Annotated in this window: 9 protein-coding genes and 4 tRNA genes; 12 read left to right on the forward strand and 1 reads right to left on the reverse strand. The window is 45.0% G+C overall.

Going from position 1 to position 11,961, the window contains the following annotated elements:
• Positions 1-242: 242 nt before the first annotated feature.
• From RT034_RS10530 to ssb, 4 genes are all read left to right on the forward strand, one after another.
• Positions 243-659: a hypothetical protein gene (locus RT034_RS10530; protein ID WP_313016493.1), complete on the forward strand. Its 417-nt coding sequence runs from the start codon at positions 243-245 to the stop codon at positions 657-659.
• Between the two features lie 215 nt (positions 660-874).
• Positions 875-1,864 (forward strand): hypothetical protein, encoded by a 990-nt coding sequence (locus RT034_RS10535; RefSeq protein WP_313016495.1) that lies wholly within the window; start codon positions 875-877, stop codon positions 1,862-1,864.
• Positions 1,865-2,029: 165 nt separating this feature from the next.
• On the forward strand, positions 2,030-3,394 hold the full coding sequence (locus tag RT034_RS10540; protein ID WP_313016496.1) for an MFS transporter: 1,365 nt from the start codon (positions 2,030-2,032) through the stop codon (positions 3,392-3,394).
• Positions 3,395-3,531: 137 nt separating this feature from the next.
• Positions 3,532-4,191, forward strand: coding sequence for a single-stranded DNA-binding protein (gene ssb, locus RT034_RS10545; protein ID WP_313016498.1), 660 nt, complete (start codon positions 3,532-3,534; stop codon positions 4,189-4,191).
• 149 nt (positions 4,192-4,340) lie between these two features.
• On the opposite strand, the gene RT034_RS10550 is transcribed toward ssb, so the two are convergent.
• Positions 4,341-5,381 carry an NADP(H)-dependent aldo-keto reductase gene (locus RT034_RS10550; RefSeq protein WP_313016500.1) on the reverse strand — a complete coding sequence of 347 codons (1,041 nt, stop codon included), beginning with the start codon at positions 5,379-5,381 and terminating at the stop codon, positions 4,341-4,343.
• A gap of 387 nt (positions 5,382-5,768) precedes the next feature.
• On the opposite strand from RT034_RS10550, the gene gspN reads away from it, so the two are divergent.
• The 8 genes from gspN (at position 5,769) to RT034_RS10590 (ending at position 11,652) form a co-directional block, all read left to right on the forward strand.
• The gene (gene gspN / locus RT034_RS10555) at positions 5,769-6,590 is read left to right on the forward strand and encodes a type II secretion system protein N (protein WP_313016501.1); all 822 of its coding nucleotides are present in this window, start codon (positions 5,769-5,771) and stop codon (positions 6,588-6,590) included.
• A gap of 10 nt (positions 6,591-6,600) precedes the next feature.
• Positions 6,601-7,626: a type II secretion system protein N gene (locus tag RT034_RS10560; protein WP_313016503.1), complete on the forward strand. Its 1,026-nt coding sequence runs from the start codon at positions 6,601-6,603 to the stop codon at positions 7,624-7,626.
• An 83-nt stretch (positions 7,627-7,709) separates the two neighbouring features.
• Entirely contained in the window at positions 7,710-10,151 is a 2,442-nt protein-coding gene (gspD, locus tag RT034_RS10565; protein ID WP_313016505.1) for a type II secretion system secretin GspD, read from the forward strand.
• 63 nt (positions 10,152-10,214) lie between these two features.
• Positions 10,215-11,054 (forward strand): FHA domain-containing protein, encoded by an 840-nt coding sequence (locus RT034_RS10570; RefSeq protein WP_313016506.1) that lies wholly within the window; start codon positions 10,215-10,217, stop codon positions 11,052-11,054.
• Between the two features lie 151 nt (positions 11,055-11,205).
• A tRNA-Thr gene (locus RT034_RS10575) sits at positions 11,206-11,281 on the forward strand.
• A 43-nt stretch (positions 11,282-11,324) separates the two neighbouring features.
• Positions 11,325-11,408, forward strand: a tRNA-Tyr gene (locus RT034_RS10580).
• Positions 11,409-11,483: 75 nt separating this feature from the next.
• Positions 11,484-11,557, forward strand: a tRNA-Gly gene (locus RT034_RS10585).
• Between the two features lie 20 nt (positions 11,558-11,577).
• Positions 11,578-11,652: transfer RNA gene (locus tag RT034_RS10590), tRNA-Thr, on the forward strand.
• Positions 11,653-11,961 lie beyond the last annotated feature (309 nt).

Genomic DNA, 11,961 nt, shown 5'->3' on the forward strand with positions numbered 1-11,961 from the left:
ATATTTACAAAAAAATATATTATTATCGAAAAATTTTTATTTTTTATTAAAAATATAGGTAAATTAATGATTAATTGGCTAAGATTTACTATTGAATTAATTATTTGCTTAATAATATTTTCATGGTTACCTATATGGTTACAAATAGGCTTATCAATTATTTTTTCAATAAGTGTCGATATAATTATAACAAAATATAATCAATATCGACTTGTCAAAAAGATTAATGAAAGGATCAAATAATGTTATCTCTTTTAGCGATTAAAGGTATTATGACATTACTAGCTACAAAAGGTATCGCAATTTTAGCAGTGAAAGGGGCATTGGCTTTTGGTGTAGCAGCGACAATTAAAACGCTATTGGTTGCGGGTGTAGTGGTTGGAGGTATTACTTGGACAAGTGAAATGGTTCAAGATGTGAAAGATATTATTAATGCTCTAGAGGCAGGCAATGAGGGAGTAGCAGTCATAAGATTAGCTAAATTAGCTAAAAGGTTGCATGGAGTTAATTTGGAAGGTTTAGCAGATTTTCCACAAGAATTGGGCGCCTATTTAGAGGAAGTTGGGGCAAATGCTGAAGCAGTTAAAGCAATCGTCGACTTTACTAGTGATAATCTAGACAATATCAAAAAAAATGTAGTACATATAAAGAATATTTAATCGTTACCATCTTATAAGAATCATGATAGTAACAGATTTTACTCTAGAAAATTTTAAAAGAAGTAAATTTAACAATTCAAAAAATCAATTCAGTATGCTTATTTAAATTTAAAATTATTTCATTGTAAAAATTTGGCTAATTGATATTTATTTAAGCTTAAGGAACCTTGCTATACTAGTCATAAAAATTGATAACAGATAACAAGGACAAAAACATGGCAACGTTAACCCAAGAACAAACCGACTTCTTAAAAAGCCACCATATTCCAATGGACAAAACCTTTGACGCCAGCGGACTATCGAGCAAAGAATACAAAGCCAAAATGAAAGAAAATGGCGCGCTCGTTGCTTACGGTGTACCGCCCTGCCCAAAAGGTCATACCCTCAAAAACAAACAAGCCAACTGCCTACAATGCAACCCTCAAGCCATCGCATCGCTCAAACGCCAAGCCACCCCAGGGGAAGTCTATATCGCCGTCTCACCCAGTCAGCTACTTGCCAAAATCAGCCTCGTTGAAGACGCGAGCGATATCATCCAGCAACTAAATAGCGAAAATCATGCCGAAATCAACGATTGGGCATTAGCGATGACAGGTTACACCGACTCCATCGGACAAATGGAAAACCACTTGCAGCAGCGCCTTGCCGATTACCAAGTACCCAGAAAACTTACTGCCGATGGCAAAACTACCAAAGCCTCGGGCGTGTACGACGTCGATGTGCATGATGCGCTTGAAGTAATTAATGAAATGCCTTTTACCTTAAGCGAAATTGATAACGCTGTGATGGATGATTTTCACGCGCGCTATAGCGATAAACAGCTTCGCGAGCAGCAGCAAACTGAGCAGTTAGCGATGGAAGAGGCGGCGCGTAAACAAGCAGAACTTGCCGAACAAGCGCGACAAAAACAGGCTAAGCTTGAAGAACAGCGCCAACTACAACAACAAGCCAAAGAGCAAAAATTGGCACAAAAACAACAACGCCAACAGCAACTTGAAGCCAAAAAAGCGCAAAAACAGCAAAAAATCGCCACCCAAGTGAAGCATAGCCCTTTAGAGGGCACGCTAGTGGCTACCCCAAAATCATCATCTATCAGGCAGTCACCGCAAGGATTTTTTGACAACCAAAAAAATGTGATGTGGCTAATGATTGCTATCGCGGTGATTTTAGCCATCATGGTAACCGCTTACGCAATGCTAAAATAATGGGGCTGAAACAATAAAGCCAAAATAATAAGGCTAAAATAATTTTTATTGCCAATAAATTCTCTGTGATAAAAATTAGGCATATAATAAGCCGTTTTTGGCAAAATTTTGTGAGCCACCATGTCAGTAAAATCAACGTCGAGAAATATAAGTCATAACTCCTCCATGAATGCATCCGAAAAGAAAGCGATTGCCGGGTTGGGCGGTATCTTTGCCTTGCGCATGCTCGGACTATTTATGATTGTGCCTGTGTTTGCAGTATATGGGACACAATATGCACACGCCACACCGTTTTTGATTGGATTGGCGATTGGTATCTATGGCTTAGGGCAGGCGATTTTTCAGATTCCCATGAGTTTTTTGGCGGACAAATATCCGCGTAAACCGATTATCATTGCAGGGTTATTGGTGTTTGCGCTTGGGGGAGCGATTTGCGCCTTATCAACAGACATCTATATGGTGATACTGGGGCGTTTGATTGCCGGCAGTGGCGCGGTTTCAGCGGTGGTGATGGCACTACTCGCGGATGTGACCCGTGAAGAGCATCGCACCAAAGCGATGGCAACCATGGGGCTGACCATTGCCATGTCGGTGATGGTCGCATTTGGGCTCGGTCCGATTTTGACGCATGTGCTCGATATTTCAGGCTTGTTTTGGGTGACAGTGGCGTCCGCTATTTTCGCCATTGGCTTACTGTGGATTGTGCCCACCCCAAATCGGGTACTAAAGCACAATCTCAATAATCACTCAGTTAAAGCACAGTTTGCTGAAGTATTAAAAATTGGCGATATTAACCGGTTGCATTTGGCGATTTTTGCGCTGCATCTGTCAATGACAGCGATGTTTACCTTATTGCCACACCAGTTTCATGATGTGCTGGGCTTGACGGTAGCACAGCAAGGTTTTGTGTATTTGCCGCTACTGTTATTGGGTTTTATCATTGCGGTTCCGCTGATTATCATCGCAGAAAAAAAACGGCAAATGCGCGCCGTGTTTTTGGCGTCTTTAGCGACCTTGGTGGCGGGATTGGTAGTTTTGGCGGTGGCTAGTCAGACCATCGTGGGTTTAATTATTGGGCTTGCAGTTTATTACATCGGCTTTAATAGCCTTGAGGCGACCATTCCGTCTTGGATTTCCAAACGCGCGCCCGTTGCCAACAAAGCGACGGCGATGGGTATTAACTCATCTGCACAGTTTTTGGGTGCTTTTGTAGGCGGTGCCATGGGCGGTATTTTGCTGACCAAACCGATGTGGTTGTCATGGACGGTGCTCGCCATCGTGACTGTTATTGCGTTATTGTTTATCCTGCCGATTGCATCCCCACCGTATTTGACCAGCCTAACGATTACCCTGCCAACAGGTATTGACACAACTGCATGGTCACAGCAAATTTTGGCGATTGACGGCGTGGATGAGATAGTGATGATGCCAAAAGAAAACATTGCTTATCTCAAACTGGATAAAGAAAAATTGACCGATGACACGCGACAGCATTTGTCACATCTTACCGGTCAGACGCTAGCAATTTGATGCAAAGTCTAGTAAAGTAATGGCATTGTACTTGCGCTAAATCCGCAAAGATTTGGCTAAAAACACTAGAAAACTATTAAGAAAGGCATCAAGAAAGTTATCAAAAAATCCATTAAAAAAGTTATCAAGGAAATTCTATGCGCGGCGTAAATAAAGTAATTATTGTAGGCAACCTTGGTTCAGATCCGGAAGTCAAACAATTTGCCAATGGCGGTAGCGTGACGCGTATCGCCGTGGCAACAAGTGAGCAGTGGAACGACAAACAAACAGGTGAGCGCCGTGAGCAAACCGAATGGCACCGAATTTCATTGTTTAATAAACTCGGTGAAATTGCAGCGCAATACCTACGTAAAGGTAGCCAAGTCTATATCGAAGGTAGCCTTCGCACCAATAAATACACCGATCAAAATGGCGTAGAGCGTTATGCTACAGAGATTCGTGCCGACCAAATGCAAATGCTTGGCACAGCAGGCGGCGTTCAAGGCGGCATTCCTAATAACAACAATGCCGGCACAATCTACCAAAACCAGCCCCAAGGTGGTTATAATCAAGTTGGCTACAACCAAGGTGGCAACCAAGCGCCCAATCATTTTGGTGGCTATCCAAACCAAAATAATGCCCAAGCTGCACCACAAGCGGCTCAAAATGCAGGATTTGGCAATAATCCATTTATGAATGGCAACCAAGCGCCACAAGGGGCAAATACAGCAAATAATCAGCCTGCCCAAAATCCCCAACAAAACCCAGCCATGGCAATGCCAAAACCAGGCGCAGTTGATGATGATATCCCGTTCTAGACTCTAAATTTTATTAGGTTTAAAAAAATCCTTGCACAGTCGCACTGTCGCAAGGATTTTTTATGCCGTTTTTTCTGATCGTAGCCTGCTAGTAAAGTGCAGGGTGTGAGCTATAGGATTTAAGTTACAAGTTTTAAGGGTTACAAGGTTTAAGGTGCAGGGTTTGGGTATAAGGTCTGCACCGCTTCGATATCAGCCAATACCTCTTGGGATAATACCAAGTCTACGGACGCGATATTGCTGGCTAGCTGCTCAATGGTGGTTGCCCCAATGATGTTGGCAGTCACAAACGAGCGGCTATTGACAAACGCCAGTGCCATTTGTGCCATATCTAGATGATGTTTTTTGGCGACTTCAGCATAGGCTTGGGTGGCTTGTTGCGCTTGCTCATTCAAATAACGGGTAAAATGGCTATAAAGGCTCAAGCGACTATTGGCAGGCTTGTTACCGCCCAAATATTTGCCTGATAACACCCCAAATGCTAGCGGTGAATAAGCAAGTAGCCCAATTTGCTCGCGGTGACTAATTTCTGCCAGTCCCACTTCATACAAGCGATTGAGTAAACTATACGGATTTTGTATGGTGATGGGTCTAGCAAGCCCATGTTTATCGGCTTCTGCTAAGTAGCGCATGACCCCCCAAGGGGTATCATTGGATAACCCATAAGCGCGGATTCGACCTTTGGTGATTTCATCATTGAGTGCTTCGATGGTTTCCAAAAATGGCGTCAATTCTTTGGTGTCTTGCTGCGCCATACTTTCTGTATAGCCGCGTTGACCAAAAAAGTTGGTCTGACGCTCTGGCCAGTGTAGCTGATAAATATCGATATGGTCGGTTTGCAAGCGCTGCAGGTTACTATCTAATGCCGCACGAATGGTTTTTTTATCAAACTTGGTATTGCCACCGCGCAAAAAATCATTGCGAGAGATTTTACTCGCCAATACCACATCATTTCTTTTGCCTGTCTTGGCAAACCAGCTACCCATAAAGCGCTCGGTATCACCCTGTTTGTCTTTGTCAGGGGGTGACGGATACATCTCTGCGGTATCCCAAAAATTCACACCTTGGGCAAGGGCATAATCCATTTGTTCATGGGCATCCTGCTCGCTGTTTTGCTGTCCCCAGGTCATGGTGCCTAAGCAAATTTTGGAGACGCTATCGCCCAGTTGAGGCAATGTATCAAATTGCATGCTATTTTCCTTGTGTTTTGCATTATAGTTTTAACCAGCTTGGTGAGGTGATTGTAGCAAACTCATGGTGATAAAGTCGGTTGCAAATTGTAGTGAGTGCGGCAGGTAGCCGCAATAAACAGTGAGCCCAAAACAAGCCTGACAAAATTTTGATTTTTTATGGATTGACATTACAACGCAATAAAAATCAGTTATGATAAAGCGTTTCATTTTAGTTAGAAAAATATTCGAGTGTTGGCGCAGAGTGGGTTCAAAATTTTTTGCGCTAATGGCAATTTTTATCCTGCATGAATTATTTGATTGTTGATTAATCTGCTTGTGGATTGCGTCACTTTATTGATGTCAAAAATATTGGTATCAAAAATCATTGTAAAAAGGTATTCAAGTTTGGCAAGTGTCAATTCATTACGTCCGACAAAACTATGGTGGCTGGTAGGTCTGGTTTTGCTTTGCTTAAGCTTGTTGATTCAGCTACCTGCAGCGTGGTTGCTGCAAAAATTTGCCCCAAACAACCCTTACTTGCAGCAAATATCAGGCAATCTTTGGCAAGGTCAAGCCAATTGGCAAATCAATGCGCGCCCCAATACGCCACTGGCGGGTAGTGTCGATTGGCGCTGGCAGCCGTGGCATTTATTGATGGGCAAACTGGGTATGGCAGTCGATATCCGCTCTGGCAAAACCAACCTGCAAGGTGTGGTCAAATTCAATAAAACCAGCTGGCAAGCCAATGATTTCAACGGCAAAATCAGCCATGACACATTGGCGCAGTTGGTCAGTTGGCAATTACCCGACACACCAATTACCATCAAAGAAGTGTCGATTGAAAAAAATAAGCAAGGCTATCAAACCGCCGAAGGTAGCATGAATTGGGCAGGCGGTGATTTGGGGTATCCCACAGGTGGCAAAACCTACCTCATCAAACTCCCGACTATGCAAGGCAACTTAAGCGCGGATAAAGCAAGTGTGCAGCCAGTAGCCAACGCTAATGGTATTAATAGCAACAAGGCAGCGCAAGGTAAAAGCTTGCATTTAGCACTTACTACACCGCAAGCCGAGCGATTGGGGGATTTTTATCTTGACCAAGATAATATGCTCGATGTGTCATTGACCCAGCGATTGCTCAAAAATATGCCAGCGTACCAAGGCAAAGGGGCTGATGACAGTGTGGTGGTGTCCATTCGCCAACCTTTGACCAATATGGGTAATTAGAGACGTAGCCATGATAGCAGATATGATAAAAGCCACCCAGAGTCCTTCATTGAGTCGTAAAACAACGACTGGTAAATTTGTGCCCATGGCGGTGGTGGAAAAACTGTATCCTTGGTTGCTATTGGCAGCTATTTTTTGGTTGGTGTGGCAATTAAGCCAAGCAATTTGGCTGGTGGTTGCCCCGCCCAAAGCCCCCGCACTCACCCCAGTCCCCTTGCAGACGAACTTGGTCGCACAATCTGCCAATACCAATGCATTAGATTTTTTTGCTCAGCCAACTGCCCCGCAAGCGCCGGCAGCGACACCCCCAGATATTAAAGTGGTGGGCGTGACCATTGCCACCCCAGAGAGTCAATCGTATGCAATTTTGACCGCCAATGGTAAAACCTTAAGCTATCGTATCAACGACATGATTGATGGCAGTGGTTATAAATTGGTTAAAGTCGCAGCCGATTTTGTAATAGTGGCAGATGCCAGCGGCCAAACCAGTAAAGTGCCATTTGGGCAACCGTTTTTTCTTGACCAAAGCGATGCTATCAGAGCCAAAGCGCAAGCCAACGGTGCTGCAGGCGTAGGTAACGGCTCAAATATGGGACAAACCCCCACACCGAGCTTAGGCGGAGCTGCGACACAAGCGATTAGCGGCGCGCCAGTGGCTACAGGCGATCCCCATGATCGAGAGGATTCTGCGCCCACTATGGCGACATCAACTGGTGCCAATACCTCGCCAAGCGGTGCATCGTCAGCCATTGGTGGGGCGATTCAAGGGCTTCAGCAAAATGCCTCGGGGTATCTAAGCCAAATGGGTGTGGCAGCAACAGGGCAAGGCTATTTGGTGACCGATGCGATGTCCGCAGGACTAAAAAATCGACTGGGGCTACAAACAGGGGATAAAGTCCTCTCCGTCAATGGACAAAACGTGGGTCAAAACCCAACACAAGATGCCCAGCTACTACGTCAAGTGCAACAAGCAGGACAAGCGCAAATTCAAGTTCAGCGCGGCGACCAAGTCGTGACAGTACGCCAGTCATTTTGATAAAAGATAGTAAAAAGTTACAGACGTCATCGCTACGTGAGACACAAGTCGGTGATATGCGTTAAAAATTGATAAGGTAAATTATGAAATACCCAACCATGCTAAAGCCACTATTTTTGAGCACGACACTGGCTATGAGTATCAGTTTGCTTAGCAGTGGTCTGTCAGCTGCCCATGCAGCCACTGGCTATAAAGTGCATTTGCAAGACGCCGATATCAAGGCGTTTATCGACCAAATTGCCACCATCACGCAAAAGAACTTTGTGCTAGACCCACGCATTAATGGCAATGTGACGGTGATTTCAAACAAACCCTTATCCCGTCAAGAAGTGTATGACTTGTTTTTAGCCGTGATGAAAGTCAATGGCATTGTAGCGATTGATCGCGGGCTGACCACAGAGCTTGTTCCTGATACCGTTGCCAAGCAAGCAGGGGTGGATGTGGATTTGCGGGGTAATACTGCAGGTAGCCAAATGGCGACCCGCATCTATTATCTCACCAACACCAATGCCAATGATATCTTAAACGTCATCCGTCCGATGATGCCGCCGTATGCCAATGCCGCTGTGGTGCCAAATGTCAATGCCATTATCCTCTCTGACCGCGCCGACAGCCTCAATCAATACGCAAAATTGATTAGCGATCTTGATAGCAATATGAATGACAAGCTGACCATTATTCCGCTGCGTCATGTGGATGCCAAGCGCATGATGGATTTATTAAGTTCACTGACAGGTACGGGCGGTGGTACAGCGCCAGCTGCTACGGGTCAATCAGGACAACCTGCTGTGGCATCAACCGGTGGCAGCCTGATCAATATCATTGCCGACCCGATTTCTGATAGGCTGCTAGTCAAAGGTAGTGCCGAGATGACAGCCAAAGTACAGCGAATGGTAGAGCAGTTAGACACCGTACCGACGCAACGTCTCAGTGGGCTTCGCGTGTTTCGTCTAAAATATGCCAGTGCCACCCATATTGCAGAAATGCTACGCGGACTGCTTGCCTATCAATCCATCAATAGCTCAGGTGACCAAACCACCTTGCAAGCAAGCTCAATGTTTCAATCTAGTAGCGATACCAGTAGTAACAGCGCAGCGACCACCACCAATACTGCAGCGTCACCGACAGGCTCACCGCTTAATACGTCCTCCACTAGCAACACAACGACTACGCAAAACAGCGGCTATCAAGGTAGACCTTTTAGCATTATCGCTGACCAAACCCAAAACTCCGTCATCGTCAATGCCAACCCAGAGTTAATGGTAGAAATCGAAAACGCTATTAATGAGCTAGATACCCGCCGTGACCAAGTATTGATTCAAGCAGCGATTATGGAAATCTCAGGCAATGATACCCAACAACTTGGCGTGCAATGGGCAATGGGCAACGCCAACAGCGGCGTAGGGGTGATTAACTTTAATAACATCGGTGCATCCGCAGTAGGTCTGGCATCTGAGATATTAAGCAAAACCCCAGGTACGGCGGCAGCTTCTGTGGCAGGCGCGCTGTTGGGGATTGGTACTAGTAAAACCGATAGTAACGGGAATCGTGAGTTTTATGGCGCGATTTTGCAAGCCATCAATAAAACCAACAATGCCAATCTGTTATCCATGCCCTCTATTTTGACGTTGGATAACGAAAAAGCCAATATTTTGGTAGGACAGAACGTCCCATTTGTGACCGGCTCTTATACCACGGCAAGTAACTCATCAACCACGCCGTTTCAAACCGTGAGCCGTCAAGATGTCGGTATCAATCTTAATGTCATTCCGCATATTGGTGATAATGGCTCAGTGCGACTTGAGATTTCGCAGGAGGTATCCTCCATTGTCGACGGTACCCTCAATAACGTGAGCGGTGTCGTCACCAACAAGAATTTAATCAAAACCACCATTTTAGCAGATGACCAACAAACCGTGGCATTGGGTGGTTTGATGCGTGATAACAGCACCTATGGTCAGCAAAAAGTCCCAGGATTGGGTGATGCGCCGATTCTTGGTAATTTATTTCGCTCAAAAAGCAAAAACTCGGACAAAACCAATCTGATTGTATTTTTACAGCCGACCATTTTGCGTAATGGTAGCGCGGTGGCAAGCGTGACCGAAAAAAGCTTAGACGGTATTCGTACTATGCAACTGGTAATTGATAAAAACGGTACGCTCAAACAAATCCCACTTAATATCAGCGCCATGTTCCCCAATACCAATAGGGTGCAAAATGGTGTCAAATTGCCAACAGATGATTTGGTTACCCCAGCCGAGCAAAGCTTATCAAACACCCCAAGAGTGTATGCCAATGGTGTCGATATCGTCACGCCCGTGTCATCAAACGTGTCTCGCACAGGCAATTCATCGACCACAACCGTGAGTCGCCCAGCGAGCAACACCGTCACCCAAGCGCCCGTTACCCAATCTACCGTTATCCAATCTAAAGCGCAGACAGGGCAGGGCGCAAAAATGGCTCAAACGCCTGTGGTGATTGCGACCCCGCCTGCGGTGCAGACCATCACCGTGACAAATCCCTAAAAATGTCCCATAATGCCAAGCATAATGATACTATTAAATACCCCTTAGGAGTAGGAGACTTGCATGGATAATCATCAAACTAATGCAGTGAATACGATGAACCTTACCGACAACTCACAAGGCACTTCATGGCAACTCATTGGACTGTCACCAGCGTTGGCGGATTTAACCATTGATATTGATAAAAGCTTAAGCATCGGACGTAGCGATAGCAATGATTTGGTATTAGCAACCTCACAAATCTCTCGCCAACACGCCAAAATTAACCGTATTGGTGAGCAGCTGTATGTGCAAGACTTAGGCTCAAGCAATGGTACCTTTGTCAATGGTGAGCGTATTGGTACAGACGCGCATGCTTTGCAAGCTACCGATGAACTCGCCTTTGCTGACTTGGTATTTTTGGTGGTAAATGCCCCAGTCGATGCACTGGATGATGATAGTTTTCTCGATAGTTTACAAGACATTGAGAACTTCACACCCACCACTGACATTCATACCCAAAATGAATCGACTGCATCGGTTGAGCCTATATCAGCTAACGCTGCAGCCAACGCCGCGCCTGTGACAGATGTCGTTACCACGCAAGATTTTTTACCTAGCGAGCAGCTGAGCAACACCCACGTCGAACAATCCGTACCCTCTACAACGACAACAACAGTTGACGTAGCAAGTGTTGATAATCCCACATCACCGTTACTTAATGCACCGGCTCAGCCGCCTGTCGTCACTGAGGCAGTATCATCACAGCCCGTTGTCCCATCCGTTCAGCCGGCGCAATCATTGCCAGTTAGCACAGTAGAAGCTGATGCAATCAAACCTGCGGCAAAGAAAAACGCCACAGTCGCAATAATAATCGTGGTAATCATTGCGCTGATTATTGCATCCGTCTTATTGATGTATTAGGGTTTAGGTAGCAAATAAGCGGCGCAAGGCGCCTAAAATGCGGATTTAAATCATTAAATTTACGTTTTAGCAAAAAAAATGAAAAAAAACTAAAAAAACGCTTGCAAGATTAAAAATATTTGCTAAAATGCTCACCACTTTCAAGCGATACGCCGGCTTAGCTCAGTTGGTAGAGCAACTGACTTGTAATCAGTAGGTCGCCAGTTCGACTCCGGCAGCCGGCACCATCCTTTAACACATCGTGTTAAGCGTACCTTGAAAGACAACTATGGTGGGGTTCCCGAGCGGTCAAAGGGGACGGACTGTAAATCCGTTGCGAGAGCTTCGAAGGTTCGAATCCTTCCCCCACCACCATTTGCCTGCTATTGTTATCTGAATATTCCCTAATCACGTTAACAGTAAGTCCAGTATGCTTGGGCGGGTCGCATTGCGGGTGTAGTTTAGTGGTAGAACCTCAGCCTTCCAAGCTGATGGTGCGGGTTCGATTCCCGCCACCCGCTCCATTATTCTAAACCAAAGTTTTGCTCATATAGCTCAGAGGTAGAGCACTCCCTTGGTAAGGGAGAGGTCCCGAGTTCAACTCTCGGTATGAGCTCCAGTTTTATAGAAAATACATTGATAGAAACCAAAAAATAGTTGAGGCAGCACAGATGTGTTGCCTTTTGTTTTAGCAATAACAAAAAAGTTTGACCATAAAGATGAAGGCTATGGAAAAAACTTGAAATTTATGTTAAATTTGCTATTTTAGTGACCTAGCAACACTCACATTGGCAACACCAGCACTGGCAATACAGATACACCAGTTGGTTTATAGCTTTGAGCTAGGGTATTGCTAACAGTTTAACAATGATCAGAGGATTAAATTATGGCAAAGGCCAAGTTTGAACGTACTAAACCACACGTTAAC

The organism is Moraxella sp. CTOTU48841, assembly GCF_032061225.1.
Taxonomy (GTDB): domain Bacteria; phylum Pseudomonadota; class Gammaproteobacteria; order Pseudomonadales; family Moraxellaceae; genus Faucicola; species Faucicola cinerea.